Annotated in this window: 13 protein-coding genes; 12 read left to right on the top strand and 1 reads right to left on the bottom strand. The window is 74.2% G+C overall.

Annotation, left to right across the window (positions count from 1 at the left end):
• Nucleotides 1–52: 52 nt before the first annotated feature.
• From ABEA15_RS21385 to ispH, 5 genes are all read left to right on the top strand, one after another.
• Nucleotides 53–1,915, top strand: a complete 1,863-nt coding sequence (locus ABEA15_RS21385; protein WP_425579431.1) for a transketolase — start codon at nucleotides 53–55, stop codon at nucleotides 1,913–1,915.
• A 740-nt stretch (nucleotides 1,916–2,655) separates the two neighbouring features.
• Complete coding sequence (locus ABEA15_RS21380) at nucleotides 2,656–4,056, top strand: family 2B encapsulin nanocompartment shell protein (RefSeq protein ID WP_345558579.1); 1,401 nt, start codon at nucleotides 2,656–2,658, stop codon at nucleotides 4,054–4,056.
• A 240-nt stretch (nucleotides 4,057–4,296) separates the two neighbouring features.
• Entirely contained in the window at nucleotides 4,297–5,691 is a 1,395-nt protein-coding gene (locus ABEA15_RS21375) for a family 2B encapsulin nanocompartment shell protein (protein WP_345558577.1), read from the top strand.
• Nucleotides 5,692–5,727: 36 nt separating this feature from the next.
• Nucleotides 5,728–6,768 (top strand): family 2 encapsulin nanocompartment cargo protein polyprenyl transferase, encoded by a 1,041-nt coding sequence (locus tag ABEA15_RS21370; RefSeq protein WP_345558575.1) that lies wholly within the window; start codon nucleotides 5,728–5,730, stop codon nucleotides 6,766–6,768.
• A gap of 29 nt (nucleotides 6,769–6,797) precedes the next feature.
• The gene (ispH, locus tag ABEA15_RS21365) at nucleotides 6,798–8,141 is read left to right on the top strand and encodes a 4-hydroxy-3-methylbut-2-enyl diphosphate reductase (RefSeq protein WP_345558573.1); all 1,344 of its coding nucleotides are present in this window, start codon (nucleotides 6,798–6,800) and stop codon (nucleotides 8,139–8,141) included.
• Nucleotides 8,142–8,301: 160 nt separating this feature from the next.
• Here ispH and ABEA15_RS21360 read toward each other — a convergent pair whose 3' ends face one another.
• On the bottom strand, nucleotides 8,302–8,673 hold the full coding sequence (locus ABEA15_RS21360) for a nuclear transport factor 2 family protein (RefSeq protein WP_345558571.1): 372 nt from the start codon (nucleotides 8,671–8,673) through the stop codon (nucleotides 8,302–8,304).
• Between the two features lie 234 nt (nucleotides 8,674–8,907).
• On the opposite strand from ABEA15_RS21360, the gene ABEA15_RS21355 reads away from it, so the two are divergent.
• The 7 genes from ABEA15_RS21355 to ABEA15_RS21325 all read left to right on the top strand — a co-directional run.
• Complete coding sequence (locus ABEA15_RS21355) at nucleotides 8,908–9,753, top strand: helix-turn-helix domain-containing protein (protein WP_345558569.1); 846 nt, start codon at nucleotides 8,908–8,910, stop codon at nucleotides 9,751–9,753.
• A gap of 404 nt (nucleotides 9,754–10,157) precedes the next feature.
• A complete protein-coding gene (locus ABEA15_RS21350) occupies nucleotides 10,158–10,943 on the top strand; it encodes a DeoR/GlpR family DNA-binding transcription regulator (protein ID WP_345558567.1) in 786 nt (261 codons plus the stop codon).
• 19 nt (nucleotides 10,944–10,962) lie between these two features.
• The gene (locus ABEA15_RS21345; RefSeq protein WP_345558565.1) at nucleotides 10,963–12,372 is read left to right on the top strand and encodes a GntP family permease; all 1,410 of its coding nucleotides are present in this window, start codon (nucleotides 10,963–10,965) and stop codon (nucleotides 12,370–12,372) included.
• Between the two features lie 11 nt (nucleotides 12,373–12,383).
• Complete coding sequence (locus ABEA15_RS21340) at nucleotides 12,384–13,772, top strand: four-carbon acid sugar kinase family protein (RefSeq protein ID WP_345558563.1); 1,389 nt, start codon at nucleotides 12,384–12,386, stop codon at nucleotides 13,770–13,772.
• A 95-nt stretch (nucleotides 13,773–13,867) separates the two neighbouring features.
• The gene (gene pdxA, locus ABEA15_RS21335; protein ID WP_345558561.1) at nucleotides 13,868–14,911 is read left to right on the top strand and encodes a 4-hydroxythreonine-4-phosphate dehydrogenase PdxA; all 1,044 of its coding nucleotides are present in this window, start codon (nucleotides 13,868–13,870) and stop codon (nucleotides 14,909–14,911) included.
• Nucleotides 14,912–15,332: 421 nt separating this feature from the next.
• Nucleotides 15,333–16,310 carry a fatty acid desaturase family protein gene (locus tag ABEA15_RS21330; protein WP_344146673.1) on the top strand — a complete coding sequence of 326 codons (978 nt, stop codon included), beginning with the start codon at nucleotides 15,333–15,335 and terminating at the stop codon, nucleotides 16,308–16,310.
• A 166-nt stretch (nucleotides 16,311–16,476) separates the two neighbouring features.
• Nucleotides 16,477–17,541 (top strand): DUF2157 domain-containing protein (locus tag ABEA15_RS21325; protein WP_345558559.1); only part of this gene is annotated, 1,065 nt, incomplete at its 3' end.

Raw genomic sequence — 17,541 nt, 5'->3', positions numbered from 1 at the left:
GGGCCCGGGCTGCCGTTCCGCGGCGCTATGCCATATGAGGAGGAAGAACACGATGACCGACCGGCAACGGCTCAAGGAGCTGGGACAGCAGCTGCGCGTCGACGCGGTCCGCGCCGCCGACGCCGCGGGTTCGGGGCACCCGACCTCGTCGATGTCGGCGGCGGACCTCATGGCCGTGCTCGCCTCGGACCATCTCCGCTACGACTTCGACGAGCCCGCCCATTCGGGCAACGACCACCTGATCTTCTCCAAGGGGCACGCGTCGCCGCTGCTGTACGCCCTGTACAAGGCCTGCGGCGCGATCTCCGACGAGGAGCTGCTGCGCTACCGCAAGCTGGGCAGCCCGCTTGAGGGCCACCCCACGCCGCGGCTGCCGTGGGTCGACGTGGCCACCGGGTCCCTCGGGCAGGGCCTGCCGATCGGAGCGGGCGTGGCCCTGGCGGGCGCGAGCCTGGACCGCCTCCCGTACCGCGTCTGGGTCCTCTGCGGCGACAGCGAGCTCGCCGAGGGCTCGGTGTGGGAGGCCATGGAGTACGCCGGACAGGCGGGCCTGGCCAACCTGACCGCTGTCTTGGACATCAACCGGCTGGGGCAGCGCGGCCCGACCCGGCTCGGCTGGGACCTGGACGCCTACCGCCGCCGCGTGGAGGCGTTCGGCTGGCACACGGTCGAGATCGACGGGCACGACGTCGACGAGATCGACTCGGCCTACCGCCGGGCGCGCGAGGAGGCCGAGCGCCCCACCGCGATCATCGCCCGCACCGTCAAGGGGGCCGGCGTCAGCGCCGTCGCCGACCAGGAGGGCGCGCACGGCAAGCCGCTGAGCGACGCCGAGCAGGCGATCTCCGAGCTGGGCGGGCGGCGCGACCTGCGCATCGACGTGGCGCTGCCCGACAGCGGGGGAGTGCGCCAGCGTCCCGGCGGTTCCCGGGTGGACCTGCCGACCTACGCCGTGGGCGATGAGGAGGCCACCCGCGACGCCTTCGGGCGGGCGGTGGCGGCGCTCGGCACCGCGCGCCCCGACACGGTCGTGCTGGACGGCGAGGTCGCCGACTCCACGCGCGCCAAGTTCTTCGCCGAGCAGCTCCCGGACCGCTTCTTCGAGTTCTACATCGCCGAGCAGCAGATGATCGCCGCGGCGGTGGGGCTGCAGGTACGCGGGTGGACGCCCTACGCGGCGACCTTCGCGGCCTTCCTCACCCGCGCCTACGACTTCGTCCGGATGGCGGCGGTCAGCCGCGCGGACATCAACCTCGTCGGGTCACACGCCGGTGTGTCCATCGGGGAGGACGGCCCCTCCCAGATGGGGCTGGAGGACATCGCGGCCCTGCGCGCCGTGCACAACAGCGTGGTGCTGCACCCCTGCGACGCCAACTCCGCCGCGCGCCTGACCGCCGGGATGGCCGAGCACGACGGGGTGAGCTACCTGCGGACGCTGCGCGGCAAGACGCCGGTGCTCTACGGGCCCGACGAGGGCTTCGAGATCGGCGGCAGCAAGGTGCTGCGCTCCTCGGCCGACGACCGGGTGACGGTCGTGGCCGCCGGCGCGACGGTGTACGAGGCGCTGGCCGCGGCCGATGCGCTCGCCGGCGAGGGGATCGGCGTGCGCGTGATCGACGCCTATTCGATCAAGCCGGTGGACGCCCCGACGCTGCGCACCGCGGCCGAGGAGACGGGGCGCATCGTCACGGTCGAGGACCACTGGCCCGAAGGCGGGCTGGGGGACGCCGTGCTGGACGTGTTCGCCGACACCCGTTCCACGCCGCGCACGATGAAGCTCGCGGTGACGGGGATGCCGGGCTCGGCCACACCCGAGGAGCAGCGGCGCGAGGCCGGGATCGACGCCGGGGCCGTCGAGGCGGCGGTGCGCGGCATCCTGCGCCAGGAGCACGAGCCCGCCGCGGCGGGCGGCTGATGGGCCCGGCGGGCCGGCGCAGCGGGCACCCGCTGCGCCGGCCCGCCGGCCGCACCCCAGGCGGAAAATGGAGATCGAGTCGGTATGAGCAGTTCGGTGTATCCGGACTGCTTTTATTGCTTGGTCTGATTTATCCTCTATGGTGAGGCGAACCGCGGCCCGCGAGCCCGGTTGCAGGCATGCCTTCATTATGGTTACCGAATGCCCGGATTCGGTCCTCCGGGGCCTGTTCCGCTATTCCGGCGGATTTCTTCGTACCGGGATACGCGCGGTCCTGAACGCGGTGGCGCCTTGCTTGGTCGCAGGTAAGGGGTTCGGCGCGGTAATCGCCGCCGCTGTTCCGTGCGAACCGAATTCGGGGTCTATGAGCGCGCGATAGGCGTCCGTGGTGGAAGTCGGTGTTCGAGGCGCATGCGCGCAGGATCGCCGGGTACGTGAGGTGCCGACCAGGTGTGCGATCGACCGGACACCGAACGTGACCGCCGAAGAAGCCGGTCCCGACAAAGCGGCGTGCGAAGCGGAGTTCTCCGGTGCGTCTCCCGTCCCCCGCGGCGGACGACGGTCCGAGCATCCCCGTGGAAGGCGAGATCGGATTTCCCCGACATCCGCGCACGAATGGTGCTCGGATAACGAACGTCCACCGTTGATCCGGGCGCCGGTCGGATTCCGTGTGCCGGGATCGCCGGTCGACGAACAATCGGCACAGAATCAACCCTCAGCAAGGATTGGGTGGAAACTCCATGACCGAGTCCGGTGTGGATAACGGGCAGCAGCGGCTGAGCCTGGGAACCGAGGCCGCGCGGAACCTCGCGACGACGACCAAGACTCCCCCGCAGATGCAGGGGATCACCTCCCGCTGGCTGCTGCGCCTGCTTCCCTGGATCGAGGCCGCCGGCGGCTCCTACCGCGTGAACCGCCGGCTCACCTACACCGTCGGCGACGGGCGGGTCAGCTTCGTCTCGACCGGCGCCGACGTGCGGGTGATCCCGCACGAGCTGTGCGAGCTGTCGCTGCTGCGCGACTTCGGCGACGAAGCCGCGCTGGAGGCGCTGGCCGAGCGCTTCACCCAGGAGGAATACGCGCCCGGCGACGTCATCGTCGAGCGCGGCTCCCCGGCCGACCGGGTGTGCCTGATCGCCCACGGCAAGGTGAGCCGACTGGGCAGCGGCGAGTACGGCGACGATGCGGTCCTGGGGACCATGATCGACGGCGACCACTTCGGTGCGGCCGCCCTGGTCGAGGACCAGGGCACCTGGGACGCCACGGCCAAGGCGCTAACCCCCTGCACCGTGCTCACCCTGCGGCGGTCGGAGTTCGAGGAGGTCGCCGGGCGCTCCGAGGCGCTGCGTGCGCATCTGGCGGAGATCGGCTCCCGGGACGTGCCCCAGGCGGACCCCGGCGGCGAGGCGGCGATCGCGGTGGCGTCGGGGCATGCGGGTGAGCCGTCGCTGCCGGGGACGTTCGTGGATTATGAGGCGGCGCCGCGGGAGTACGAGCTGAGTGTGGCGCAGACGGTGCTGCGGGTTCATACGCGGGTGGCGGATCTGTACAACCAGCCGATGAACCAGTTGGAGGAGCAGCTGCGGTTGACGGTGGAGGCGCTGCGGGAGCGCCAGGAGCACGAGATGGTGAACAACCGCGATTTCGGGTTGCTGCACAATGCGGATCTGCGGCAGCGGATTCCCACGCGCAGCGGTCCGCCCACCCCCGACGACCTCGACGAGCTGCTGGCCACGGTGTGGAAGCAGCCGGACTTCCTGCTCGCCCACCCCCGCGCGATCGCCGCGTTCGGCCGCGAGTGCAGCCGCCGCGGCGTCTATCCCCAAAGCGCCGACATCGAGGGGCACCGCGTGCCCGCCTGGCGTGGCGTGCCCATGTTCCCCTGCAACAAGATCCCGGTGAGCGACACCCGCAGCACCTCGATCATGCTCATGCGCACCGGCCAGGAGAAGCAGGGCGTCATCGGCCTCCACCAGACCGGTCTGCCCGACGAGTACCAGCCGGGGCTGTCGGTGCGGTTCATGGGCATCGACGACAAGGCCCTGATGTCCTACCTGGTCAGCACCTACTACTCGGCCGCCGTGCTGGTCCCCGACGCCCTCGGGATTCTGGAGAACGTCGAGGTCGGACGCGAGGACTGAGGCTCCCGCCCCGCGGACCCGCCCGTGCGGCACCCCCCGCAGCCCCGATCCGGCCGCACGGGCGCCGACCGCATCGAGGCTCCCCGCCCCCTTCCGCCCGCACGGACCCGCCGGCGCCGGGTGGAGCGCCGACGGCGACCCCGCCCGGTGGCGGCCCGGCCGCGACCGCCGGACGGACCGCGACCCCCGCGGCCCCGGCACGAACCCGAGAAACACGAACCGAGTCAGGTGGTGCACCCGATGACGGACCCAAGCGTCGAGAACGAGCGGCCCGAGCAGCGGAGCCTCGGTACCGCGGCGGCGCGCAACCTCGCGACGACGACCAAGACTCCCCCGCAGATGCAGGGGATCACCTCCCGCTGGCTGCTGCGGTCCCTGCCCTGGGTGCAGGTCGACGGCGGCGCCTACCGGGTGAACCGCCGACTGACCTGCACTGTCGGCGACGGGCGGGTCAGTTTCGTCTCGACCGGCGCCGACGTCCGGGTGCTGCCGCCCGAGCTCGCCGAGCTGCCCGCGCTGCGCGGCTTCGGCGACCAGGGCGTCCTGGAGGCGCTCGCCGACCGCTTCGAGCAGCGCGAGTACGGTCCCGGCGACGTCGTCGCCGCCGCCGGCGACCCCGTCGACCACGTGTACCTGATGGCGCACGGAAAGGCCGCGGTGCTGCGCACCGGCGACTACGGCGACGACGCGGTGGTGGACCAGCTGGCCGACGGGGACCACTTCGGCGGCGCCGCGCTGGAGGCCGCGCCCGGCACCTGGGGCGAGACCGTCAGGGCCAGGACCGCCTGCACCGTGCTCGCACTGAGCCGCGAGCGCTTCCTGCAGACCGCAGACGCCTCCGCCGCGCTGCGCACGCACATCGAGCAGGCGCGCGGGCGCGCCTTCCGTCCCGCCAACAAGTACGGCGAAGCCGACATCGCGGTGGCGTCGGGGCATGCGGGTGAGCCGTCGCTGCCGGGGACGTTCGTGGATTATGAGGCGGCGCCGCGGGAGTACGAGCTGAGTGTGGCGCAGACGGTGCTGCGGGTTCATACGCGGGTGGCGGATCTGTACAACCAGCCGATGAACCAGTTGGAGGAGCAGCTGCGGTTGACGGTGGAGGCGCTGCGGGAGCGCCAGGAGCACGAGATGGTGAACAACCGCGATTTCGGGTTGCTGCACAATGCGGATCTGCGGCAGCGGATTCCCACGCGCAGCGGTCCGCCCACCCCCGACGACCTCGACGACCTCGTCTCCCGGCGGCGCAAGACCCGCGTCATCCTGGCGCACCCCCGCGCGATCGCCGCGTTCGGCCGCGAGTGCAGCCGCCGCGGCGTCTACCCCGACACCGTCGAACACCAGGGCCACGCGGTCGCCGGCTGGCGCGGGATCCCGATCCTGCCCTGCGACAAGATCCCCGTCACGGGCGCGGGGACGACCTCCGTCCTCGCGATGCGCACCGGCGAGGACGACCAGGGCGTCGTCGGCCTCCACCACATCGGCCTGCCCGACGAGTACGAGCCCGGGCTGTCGATGCGGTTCATGGGCATCGACGACAAGGCCCTGATGTCCTACCTGGTCAGCACCTACTACTCGGCCGCCGTGCCGGTCCCCGACGCCCTCGGGATTCTGGAGCACGTCGAGACCGGACGCTGACCCGATCGGCGCTACGCACAGAAGGGACTTGCGACCATGGTGGCAATCGAGGAGACGACGGGCGGCCGACCGGCCGCCGATGTGCTCGCCGGCGTCCGCGACGTCGTCGACCCCGCACTGCGGGCGGCGGTCGCGACCCTTCCTTCCGCGCCGCGAGCGATCGCCGAGTACCACTTCGGCTGGTGCGACGAGCACGGCAACCCGGTGGGCGGTGCGGGCGGCAAGCTGTTCCGCGCCGCGCTGGCGCTGCTCAGCGCCCGGGCGGCCGGGGGCTCCGGGGAGGGCGCGGTCCCGGCGGCGGTGGCCGTCGAGCTGGTGCACAACTTTTCGCTCCTGCACGACGACGTCATGGACGGCGACGCCACCCGCAGGCATCGGGCCACCGCCTGGCGCGTCTTCGGGACCGGCGGCGCCGTCCTCGCCGGTGATGCGCTGCTGTCGCTGGCGTTCGACACCCTGGCCGCGGGCGGCGACCCCGCCGGCAGCGACACGGTGCGGCGGCTCAACAGCACGGTCCAGCGGCTCATCGCCGGCCAGAGCGCCGACATGGACTTCGAGCGGCGCGCCGACATCGCCCCCGCGGAATGCCGCGCGATGGCCGAGGCCAAGACCGGCGCGCTGCTCGGCTGCGCCTGCGGCCTCGGTGCCTCCCTCGGCGGAGCCGCGCCGGGGCGGGCCGAAGGGATGCACCGCTTCGGCGAGCTGCTCGGCCTCGCCTTCCAGATCGCCGACGACCTGCTGGGCATCTGGGGCGATCCGGCGACCACCGGCAAACCCGTCCACTCCGACCTGCGCAACCGCAAGAAGTCGCTGCCCGTCGTGGCCGCGCTGGCCGCCGGCACCGCGGAGTCGGGCGAGTTGGCGGCCCTGTTCGCCCGCAGCCGGCCTCTGGAGGGCCCCGACCTGGTCCGCGCCGCCGAGCTGGTCGAGCTGGCGGGAGGGCGCTCCTGGGCCGAGCGCGAGACCGCCGCCCTGCTGGAGAGCGCGCTGGAGCATCTGCGCTCCGCGGCCGCGGCGGCGGCCCCCGCCGCCGAACTGGCGGAGCTGGCCCGCCTGGCCGTCCGCCGCGACCACTGACCACGGCCGAGCCGAGGAGGCACACAGCCATGTCCCGGACCCCTCAGACTGCAGCACCGGCCACGGCGCCCGGCGGCGGGGACCCGCCCCTGGGCGAGGTCCTGGTCGCCGACCGCCTCGTCCCCCCGCACGGTCCCGACGTCCCCTGCCCTGCTGCCGACCTGGTCGCCGGCGAACTGAGCCGCCGCGGCGCCCGCCCGGTCCGGGGCGCACTGCGGCTGCCCGGAAGCCGCCGCCCGGCCGCCGGGGGAGGAGTAACCCCGCCGAGCGGCGGCGAAGGCGCGGCCGGCGCGGTCCACGGCGGCGGCTACACCGCCGTGGTCCCGGGGTCCGACCCGCCGCGCGGGTTCGGCGCGGCCCCCACCGCGGCGACGGTGCCGGGGCAGGCGGGCGAGAGTGCCCTCCGCGAGGCCGTCGACGCCTGGCTCGCCGTCGCGGGAGCGGCGCGCACCGTCCTGCTCGCCGCTCCCCAGTCCTTCTGCGCCGGGGTCGAGCGCGCCATCGAGGTGGTGGAGCAGGTGCTCCAGCAGCGCGGCGGACCCGTCTACGTGCGCAAGCAGATCGTGCACAACTCCCACGTCGTGGCCGGGCTCGAAGCGCGCGGGGCCGTGTTCGTCGACGAGCTCGACGAGGTCCCCGAGGGGGCCGCCGTGGTCTTCTCCGCGCACGGCGTCTCGCCGCAGGTGCACCGGCAGGCGGCCGAGCGGGGTCTGCACGTCGTCGACGCCGCATGCCCGCTCGTCACCAAGGTGCACACCGAGGCGCGCCGGTTCGCGTCCCGCGGCGACACCGTGGTGCTCATCGGCCACGGCGGCCACGAGGAGGTGGAGGGCACCCTCGGACAGGCGCCCGCGCGCACGGTCCTGGTCGAGGCGCCCGAGGACGTCGCGGCCTTGGAGGTCGCCGACCCCGAGCGGGTCGCCTATCTGACCCAGACCACCCTCGCCGTCGACGAGACCGCCGAGGTCGTCGACGCGCTGCGGGCCCGCTTCCCGTCGCTGCGCGGGCCCGCCTCCGAGGACATCTGCTACGCCACCACTAACCGCCAGGACGCGCTGGCCGCGATCGCCGGGGAGTCCGACGTTGTGCTGGTGGTCGGCTCGGCCAACTCCTCCAACTCCGTGCGGCTGGTGGAGCTTGCCCAGCGCCGCGGCGTCCCGGCCCATCTGGTCGACGACACGGGCGAGATCCGGCCGGAGTGGCTCGCGGGCGTGCGAACGGTCGGGCTGACCGCCGGCGCATCGGCGCCGCCCGGGCTCGTCGATGAGGTGGTCGCCGCGCTCGGCGGGCTGGGGCCGGTCACCGTGCACGAGCGCGAGGTCACCCGCGAGACCGTCCACTTCGCGCTGCCCTCGGCGGCGCGGCGGTCCTGAAGGCCGCCGCCGGCACCGCGTCGCCGGCCGCTTCGGCGACGCGGGCGGCGCGGCCCGGCCGAGAGGGGGCGGCCGGACCGCCGACGCCCCGTGGCCGAGCGCCGGCCGCTCCCGCCCGGATGGCAACGCCCCCTGCGGGCCGGAGCGGCCGGGGCGCCGGTCACCCCATCGCGGGCGCCTTGTCGAGAAAGCCGTAGACGGCGCTGATCCGCCCGTCGTCGGCCGCTTCGGCGACGTCGAAGCCGACCGCGACGGGCTCACCCCCGCCTTCGGGTACGAGCTCCCAGCCGAACCGGGCGACGTGGTGGTGGGCGTCCACCTCCGGCAGGGCGCGGAAGACGTGGCCGGGGAAGAGCTCCTGCACCTGGGCGATGACCGCGGCGATCGCCTCGTGCCCGGAGGCGTCGGCCAGCGGGTCGGTGTAGCGGCCGTCCTCGGTCCACAGTCGGGCGACCGCGTCGGCCCGGGCGGTGGGGTCGGCCTCGTTCCATGCGGCGATGTAGCGTTTCACCAGGTCGTCGAAGTCCTGCATGGTGTGTCCTCCATAGTCGGGTCCGAGTGCGGGGCGCAGACTGCGTCGATCGCCCCGGCCGGTGCCGAGAAAGCTGTCACGGGACACCGCGCCCGTCGATTACGCGCGAGGTAGCGGCGGGCCGGCGTCCGCGGGCGTTACCCGGCGGGTAATGGACACGGCCGCACAATGCGGGCATCGTGGCGGGGCAGGCGAGGCGCGGGAGCGTTCGGCCCGACCAGAGGAGGCGGCGCAATGGTGATGGTGTCGGCGCGTACGGCAGAGCCCGTCGGCGCCCTGCTGCGGCACTGGCGCGCGCGGCGCGGCCTCAGCCAGCTCGCGCTCTCCGGCCTGACCGGGGTGTCCACCCGGCACTTGAGCTTCGTCGAGACCGGGCGCTCGGGGCCCAGCCGCGACCTCGTCCTGCGCCTGTGCGACCACCTGGACCTGGAGCTGCGCGAACGGAACCGGGTGCTGCTCGCCGCCGGCTACGCGCCCGCCTACCCGGAGACCTCACTGGACGACCCGCGGATGGCGGAGGTCCGCACGGCCGTGGGCAGGATGCTCACCGGCCACGAGCCCTACCCCGCGGTGGTCGTGGACCGGCGGTGGGACCTGCTCGACGCCAACGCCGGCATCGCCCTGCTCACCGAGACCGTCGCCGACCACCTGCTGAGCCCGCCCGTCAACGTGCTGCGGGCCAGTCTCCACCCCGAGGGGATGGCGCCGCGGATCGCCAACCTGGGCGAGTGGCGGGCGCACCTGCTCGGGCGCCTGCGGCGCCAGGCGGAGGTCACCGACGCGGCCGACCTGCGCGAGCTCTACGCCGAGCTGCGCTCCTATCCCGGCGACGACGGCTCCGCGGCCGAGAGCGCCCCGGGCGGTCCTGGCGGCCCCGGCGACTTCGTCGTGCCGCTGCGCCTGCGCCACGGCGACCGTGAGCTCTCGTTCTTCAGCACGGTGGCCACACTCGGCACACCCGTGGACGTCACCCTCGCCGAGCTCGTCGTCGAGTCCTTCTTCCCCGCCGACGCCGGCACCGCCGAATTCCTGGCCGCCCGCGGCCGCACGGGCGCCGTCGCCGCCCCGCCCGCGGGCTGAGGCGTGCTCGCCGGGTCGCCGTCCTCCTGCGCGGCGCCCCGGCACCGCTCCCGCCGCGTTCCCGTCCTGTCGGCCGGGACCCGCCCCGGCCCCTTCCCCCGGCCGCGCGGGAGCGGCACCGGTCCCTGCCGCAGCGCCGACCGCCCCGCGCCGGAGGAGCGGCGTTTCGCGCCCGGGAGCGGGGCGCGCCCGCGTGCGCACCCTCCGGACGGACCCGCCAACACGCCCGAGGCCCCTTCGGCGGCTTGGTCCAACAGGGCCGGTGCGCTCGGCGCCCCCGCCGGGTCCCAGGTGAAATTGCGCAGTTCAGTCACGATCTGGTCTACCTGTTGCTTGTAATGCTCATTTGAGTCATTATTATGCCGTTCATCTGCGTGAAATGAGCAAGCAATCGGGAGTGCCGCGTGCGCCATCAGGAGCTCCTGGACGCGGTCGTCGACGGCGTCCACCGGGTCGAGGACCTCGCCCGTGCGCTGGGGATCAGCCCGTCGACGGTGCGTCGCGGCCTGACCGAGCTGGAGCAGGCCGGCAAGATCGTGCGCACGCACGGCGGCGCCGTGCCCTCGCCCGGGGGCGGTGAGCTGTCCTGGGCGCAGAAGAGCCAGCGCAACGCCGCCGCCAAGCGGCGGATCGCGGCGTTGGCGGCCGACCTCGTCGAGGACGACCACGTGGTGCTGCTCGACGCGGGCAGCACCACGACCTTCATCGCCGAGCGGCTGGCCGCCCGCTCGGGTCCCACCGTGGTCACCAGCGGGCTGGGGCCGATGACCGCCCTGCACGACGCGGAAGGCGTCGAGCTGATCGTCGTCGGCGGGCGGGTGCGGCGGCGGCGCGGCTCCATCGTGGGCGACTACGCGCGCGGCGTCCTCGACCGGATCACCGCCGACATCGCCTTCATCGGCGCGGACGGGCTGCTCCCCGGCCGCGGCGTCAACTGCCCCAGCCCCGAACTGGCGGCGGTCAAGGAGCTGCAGATGCGCAGCGCCCGCGAGGTCGTCGTGGTCGCCGACTCCAGCAAGCTCCACACCGGCGAGCACCCCTACTGGGCGGTCGTGCCCGGCCCCCACGTCCTCGTCACCGACGACGGCATCAGCGACGAGGACGCCCGCGCGTTCGACGCGGACCCCTCCTGCCGGCTCCGCGTCGCAGCGACCGCAGGCGGCCCCATCACGCCTGCGGCAACCGATTGACCCCACGAAAGGGGCGGACATGGATGTGCAGCTGCTCGCGGCGCTGGTCCTCGGCGTCGCCGCTGTCGTCGCGATCATCGTGTGGTCGCGACTGGACGCGTTCGTCGGCCTGCTGGCCGGCGCGCTGGTCACCGGCGTGGTCGCCGGAGTCCCCATCAACGACCTGATCGGCTACATCACCTCCGGGTTCGGCGACACCCTCGCCGGGATCGGTATCGTCATCGCACTCGGCGTCATGATCGGTAAGGTCCTGGAGGAGAGCGGCGGCGCCGACGCCCTGGCGCGGATGTTCGTCCGCGCCTTCGGCAAGGGCCGCGAGGACGTGGCCATGACCGCCACCGGCGCGGTCGTCTCGGTCCCGGTCTTCTGCGACTCCGGGTTCGTCATCCTGCACCCGCTCGCCCGTTCGCTGGCCCGGCGCTACGGCAAGCCCCTGGTGGGCGTCTCCCTCGCGCTCGCCGGCGGTCTGGCGGTCACCCACCACCTGGTCCCGCCCACGCCCGGGCCGCTGGCCGCGGTGGGGCTGCTGGGCGCCGACCTGGGCACCGTCGTCGTGGCCGGCCTGGTGATGGCCGTGATCCTGGTGCCCGTCGTTGTCGCCTACGCCCGCATCATGGGTCAGCGCCTGGAGCGCCACCTCGACCCCGAGCTGCTGCCCGAGCCGGCGGCCGCCGGCGCCGCGGCCTCCGGCGGGGCGCCGGGCGGCTCCGCGTCGGCGGGGAGCCCCGCGGATGCGGCCGCCGACGGACCCGGCCACGACGCCAAGCCGCGGGTGCACCCGGCGCTGGCGGCGATCCCGCTGCTCCTGCCGCTCCTGCTCATCGTCGGCAACACCGTCAGCGGCGCCGCCGCCGAGGGAAGCCGTGTCGCCGACGTGTTCGCCTTCATCGGCGAACCCGCCGTCGCACTGCTGATCGGCCTGGTCATCGCCGTCTACCTGCTGCCGCGCCTCGACATCGAACGCACGACCGTCGTGGGCTGGCTCACCTCCGCGGCCGCCTCCGCCGGCATGATCGTCTTCATCACCGGCGCGGGAGGCGCCTTCGGCGAGGTGCTGCGCCAGTCCCGCGTGGGCGACGCCCTGGCCGAGGAGGTCTCGACCTGGCCCGTCCCGCTGTTCCTGATGCCCTTCCTCATCGCCACCTTCGTGCGCATCGCCCAGGGCTCGGGCACCGTCGCCATCATCACCGCCGCCACGCTCGGCGCGCCGCTGGTGCAGTCGGCGGGGGTGGATCCCACGCTCGCCGTTCTTTCCGCGTGCTCCGGCTCCTTCGTCTTCTCCTACGTCAACGACTCCTTCTTCTGGGTCGTCACCCGTTTCACCGGGCTCTCCGGCGCTCCGGCGATGAAGATGTGGACCGGCGCCACCACGACACTGTGGCTGGCCAGCATCCCGCTGCTGGGTATCGCCGCCCTCGTTCTGGGATAGGAGAGACCACCGTGGCCCAGGTACTCGTCGTCGCCGACGACCTCACCGGCGCCAACGCCACCGGCGCCCGGTTCGCGCGCGCCGGGATGCGCGTGGCCACGGTCACACCCGAGCAGGCCCCGCGCGCGGCCCGCGACTACGACGCCGTCGTGGTCAACCTCGACAGCCGCCATATGCCACCGGGCCGGGCCGCCGAAGCGGTCGCCGCCGCGATCGACGCGGTCTGGCCGGTGGCGCTGGTGGTCAAGCGCACCGACACCACCCTGCGGGGCAACGTCGGCGCGGAGCTGGAGGCGGCGTGGCGCCGGGTGCGCGCGCGGGTCGCCGAGCCCACCCCGGTGCGGGCCCTGCTCGCGCCCGCGTTCCCGGCCTCCGGGCGGGTCACCGTCGACGGCGTCCAGCTGCTCGACGGCGTCCCGCTGGAGCGCACCGAGCTCGCGCTGGACCCGCTCAGCCCGATGCGCACCAGCGTCGTGGCCGACCTGCTCGCCGAGCAGACGGCCCTACCGCTGCGCCACGTCCCGCTGCGCAGCGTCGCGCAGGGGCCGCTCGACGCGGAACTGGCGGCGGGCGCGGAACCCGTCGTGCTCTGCGACGCGCTCACCGAGCAGCACCTGGCCGACATCGCCCGGGCCGCCGCCCGTGCGCACCGCGACCACGGCACCGTATGGGTGGCCGTCGACCCGGGGCCCGCCGGAGCGCTGCTGGCCGAGGCGCTCGGGCTGCGCGGGAGCGCGGCCGCGGCGGGTCCCCTGCTGGGCGTGGTCGGCAGCGCCACCGAGCTGACCCGTCGCCAGCTCGACGCGGCCGCCCGCAGCGGCCCCGTGCGGTTCGTCGAGGCCGACGCCGCCCGCCTGGCCCGCGACGAGCCCGGCTACCGCGCGGGGCTCGCCGGCGAGCTCGCCGACACCCTCGCCGCGGGCGCCTTCCCCGAACCCGTGGTGCTGCGGACTTCCGGGGCGGCCCGCGACGTCGTCGAACTGCCCGAAGCCGCCAAGCTCGCCTTGCCCGGACTGCTCGCCGGACTGGTCGCCGAGGCGGTGCGGGGGATCGGCGGCGCTGCGCCGAGCGGCCTCTACACCAGCGGCGGCGAAGTCACCTCGGCGGTCCTCGACGCGTTGGAGGTGCGCGCCTTCGAGGTGGACGGAGAGGTGGTGCCGCTGGCCGTGCACGGCAGGCTCAGCGGTGGAGCACTCGACGGAGTTCCGGTGGTGACCAAGGGCGGCCTGGTGGGCGACGACTCCACCCTGGTCGCGTGCCTGGGCGAGCTGCGCCGCGCGGTGCAGGCCCGCATGCGCACGGTCCCGGCCGAGGTGCCCGAGCACCACGCCCCGCACGCTCCCAACGCCCCGCAGGCGCCCGATCCCCCCGGCCCGCTGCGCACACCGCCGCGGGTGTGACCGCGCGCCGGGGACCTCCGGCGCCGCGGCAGACGAATCCGAACAGCCCGGCCGCGCTATCCGCCGCGGCCGGCGCATCCTGGGAGGGAAGCCAATTGTCCGAGACCGCCCACACCGCGACCGGCCGTCCGGCCCTCGCCGTCACCGTCGGCGACCCCGTGGGGATCGGGCCCGAGATCACCGTGCGCACGCTCAGCGAGGTCGGCGGCACCGCCTCCGCCCGGGGCGTGGTGGTCGCCGACCCCGCCGTGCTGCGGCGCGCGGCCGCCGTGTGCGGCCTGGACGTGGAGGTCCGCGCGCTGGACTCCTGGGATCTGCCCGCCGAGCGCGAAGGGGTCCTCGACTGCTTCGACATCGGCGAGCTGGGCGAGACCGAGCTGCCCTGGGGGCGGGTGGACGCGCGCGCCGGCGCGGCCGCCGTGCGCGCCGTCGAGGTCGCCACCCGCGCGGCGATGGACCGCCGCGTGGCGGGCGTCGTCACCGGCCCCATCAACAAGGAGGCCATCTGGGCCGCCGGCAGCGAGCACCTGGGCCACACCGAGATGCTGGGCGCGCTCACCGGGGTCACCCGGCAGAACACCATGTTCGTGGTGCGCGGCAAGAAGATCTTCTTCGCCACCCGCCACGTGTCGCTGCGCACGGCGCTGGACCAGGTCGGCGCCGACCACCAGGTCGCCGCGATCGAGGAGGCGCTCACGGCCCTGCGGGTCTTCGGCCACGACGAGCCGCGCCTGGCCGTGGCCGCCATCAACCCGCACGGCGGCGAGAACGGCGCGTTCGGCACCGAGGAGATCGACCACCTCGCCCCCGCCGTCGAGCGGGTGCGGGGCTCCGGCGCCGACGTTGCCGGCCCGGTGCCCGCCGACTCCGTGTTCCACCAGCTCCTGCAGGACCGCTACGACGGTGTCCTCTCCCAGTACCACGACCAGGGGCACATCGCCGCGAAGACGTTCGACTTCGACGGTACGATCTCGGTGACCGTGGGGCTGCCGATCCTGCGCACCTCGGTCGACCACGGAACGGCCTTCGACATCGCCGGCTCCGGCGCCGCCGACCCGGGCACGATGCGGTCCGCGTTCCTGCACGGATGCGAGTTTTCCCACTTCGCGGAGCGCATCCGCGCCGAGTACGGTTCTTGATGTCGCGTCACCGGACGGCGCGCATTCGCCCCGTTGCCCGAGGGCGGGCGCTTTGTGGTAGTGCAGGGGGTGGTGCGGGCTCCACCTTCGGTTAGCAAGCCCGCACCATCGTGGCGGCTTCCGGTATCGCCTAGGTTGAAGGAACCGGTTCGGCAGCGGTTCCGACCTCCGCCGCAACCGGGCGGAGCGCGGTGCGCGGCGTATCCCCCGGTCGACGCGATGGCGGACGGTCAGCCCTGCACCACGCTGAGCCCTGTCGGGCGAGGGTTCCGGCAGCGGATCGACGCGTGGAGGAGCCAGCATGACCACGACAGGATCGAGCGCGGAGCGCGGAGCGCCGCGCGGGGGCGGGCGCAGGGGTGCGTCCCGCACCCCCAGCGACTTCGCGGCACTGACGCGGCGGATCGAGCAGGCGGGGCTGATGCGCCGCCGACCCGTGTACTACGCGGTGCGGCTGAGCGCGCTCGCCGTCCTCTTCATCGCCGGGTGGGCGGCGTTTGTGCTGATCGGGGACTCCTGGTGGCAGATGGCGGTGGCGGTCTACCTCGCCGCCGTCTTCGGCCAGGTGGCACTGGCGGCGCACGACCTCGCCCACCGCCAGGTCTTCCGCACGCGCGGCCCCAGCGAGGCGGCCGGGCGGATCGTCGGCAACCTCGGGATCGGCATGGGGTACGGCTGGTGGCAGGACAAGCACACCAGGCACCACGCCAACCCCAACCACGAGGACCTCGACCCCGACGTCGCCCCCGACCTGCTGGTCTGGTCGCACGACCAGGCCGAGCGCGCGTCGGGGCCGGCGCGGATCATCGGCGGGTGGCAGGCCGTGCTCTTCTACCCGCTGCTCACCCTCGAAGGCCTGAACCTGCACGTGCAGAGCGTCCGCTCGCTGCTGCGCCCCCGCCTGCGCCTGCGGTGGCTGGAGGCGGCGCTGCTGGCCGCGCACTTCGCCCTCTACCTCGGCGCCCTGTTCACCGTGCTCTCCCCGGGCAAGGCGCTGCTGTTCCTGGCCGTCCACCAGGGCCTGTTCGGCGTGTACCTGGGCAGCGTCTTCGCGCCCAACCACAAGGGCATGCCCACCCTCACCGGCGGCGACAAGCCCGACTTCCTCCGCAAGCAGGTGCTGACCTCCCGCAACGTCACCGGCGGCGTGTTCACCGACCTCGCCCTTGGCGGGCTCAACTACCAGATCGAGCACCACCTCTTCCCGAGCATGCCCTCTCCCCACCTGCGCCGCGCCCGCCCCATCGTGCGCGCCTACTGCGCCGAGATCGGGCTGTCCTACCACGAGACCGGTTTCGTGCGCTCGCACGTCGAGGCGCTGACCCACATGCACCGCGCCGGAGCGCCTCTGCGCCGCCCGGGCCGGACCTCCGAGGCCGCCGCTCCCGGCGGCCGGTGACGGCGGCCCCGCGCTCCCGCGCCGCCCCCGCGTGTCCCACCGCGGCACGGTCGCCCCCCGTGCGCGTTGAGTACCGGTACTCAGGTCCTCCCGGCCCCGGCACGATGGGATGGAGGCGTCCGGCGAAGTCCGCCGGCGGCTTTGCGAGTGCGGGAGGAGGACACAGGTGAGCGAGTCGAAGCCGTCCCGCGACACGGCCCTGAGCGGTCTGGTCGAGCGCGGCGTCATCTCGGCCTGGCAGGCCGACCAGGTGCGGATGGCGCTGGCCGCGGCCGAACCCGCGCCCGGGCGCGTGCGCTGGATGGAGATCGTCGGCTACATCGGCGGCGGCCTGGTGCTGGCCGGAGCGGTCGCGCTGGCGGCCGCCTCCTGGCAGGAACTGGGCGACGACGCCCGCATCACCCTTCTGGCGGTGCTGGCGGCCGCGGCAGCGGGCGGCGCGATGCTCATGAGCGGCGGCCCGCAGGAGATGCTCGGGCGCCGCAACCGGGTGCCCGACGTCCGGCGCCGGATCGCCGGGGTGCTCCTGGCGCTGGCCGCCGTCCTGGCGGCCTTCGCGGTGGCGGTGGCGGTCGACGTCGCGGAGGACGGCGACCCCGCCTACCTGCCGCCCCTGGTCGGGCTGGCCGTCGCCGCCGCCGGCTATGCCGCACTGCCCTCGGCCGTGGGCCAGGTCGCGGTGTGGGGGATGAGCGTCGGCGTGGTCGGAACGCTCGTCGAGGAGTTCGCCTCCGGCGACGACACCCTCCTGCTGGGAGGAAGCTGGCTGGCGCTGGGCGTGGTGTGGGCGGTGCTGTCGGCCCTGGGCGCCGCCGCCGAGCGCCGGCTGGGGCTGGGGCTGGGGGCCGGCCTGGCGCTGGCGGCCGGCCAGACCCTGCTGTCCTGGACCGACGAGAACGCATGGGGGTACGCCGCCACCCTGCTGGTTGCGGCGGCGTGCATCGCCTACTACTTCCTCGACCGCACTGCCGTGCTCCTGGTCATGGGCGTCATCGGGGTCACGGTCGGCGTGCCGGAGATGGTCTGGGACCTGACCGACGGCGCGATCGGCACGGCGACGGTGCTGCTGATCGCGGGGGCGGTCCTGCTGGCGGCCAGCTGGACCGGGCTGCTCGTGCACCGGCGCCGCAACGAGGCCGACGGCCGGGCCGGGCCGGAGGGCGGGGGAGCGCCCGGCGCCGGCGCCCGCCCGGCCGACGGCGGTCCCGTCCCGGCCGACCCCGCCGGCGCC

It is taken from the genome of Streptomonospora halophila (genome assembly GCF_039542725.1).
GTDB lineage: Bacteria > Actinomycetota > Actinomycetes > Streptosporangiales > Streptosporangiaceae > Streptomonospora > Streptomonospora halophila.
Note: the sequence above shows the minus strand (reverse complement) of the source record. Positions and strands in the feature narration are given on the sequence as shown.

Coding starts and splice junctions, on each gene's coding strand:
- ABEA15_RS21385 (WP_425579431.1), top strand. CDS start 53: ATGACCGACCGGCAACGGCTCAAGGAGCTGGGACAGCAGCTGCGCGTC.
- ABEA15_RS21380 (WP_345558579.1), top strand. CDS start 2,656: ATGACCGAGTCCGGTGTGGATAACGGGCAGCAGCGGCTGAGCCTGGGA.
- ABEA15_RS21375 (WP_345558577.1), top strand. CDS start 4,297: ATGACGGACCCAAGCGTCGAGAACGAGCGGCCCGAGCAGCGGAGCCTC.
- ABEA15_RS21370 (WP_345558575.1), top strand. CDS start 5,728: ATGGTGGCAATCGAGGAGACGACGGGCGGCCGACCGGCCGCCGATGTG.
- ispH (WP_345558573.1), top strand. CDS start 6,798: ATGTCCCGGACCCCTCAGACTGCAGCACCGGCCACGGCGCCCGGCGGC.
- ABEA15_RS21360 (WP_345558571.1), bottom strand. CDS start 8,673: ATGCAGGACTTCGACGACCTGGTGAAACGCTACATCGCCGCATGGAAC.
- ABEA15_RS21355 (WP_345558569.1), top strand. CDS start 8,908: ATGGTGATGGTGTCGGCGCGTACGGCAGAGCCCGTCGGCGCCCTGCTG.
- ABEA15_RS21345 (WP_345558565.1), top strand. CDS start 10,963: ATGGATGTGCAGCTGCTCGCGGCGCTGGTCCTCGGCGTCGCCGCTGTC.
- ABEA15_RS21330 (WP_344146673.1), top strand. CDS start 15,333: ATGCGCCGCCGACCCGTGTACTACGCGGTGCGGCTGAGCGCGCTCGCC.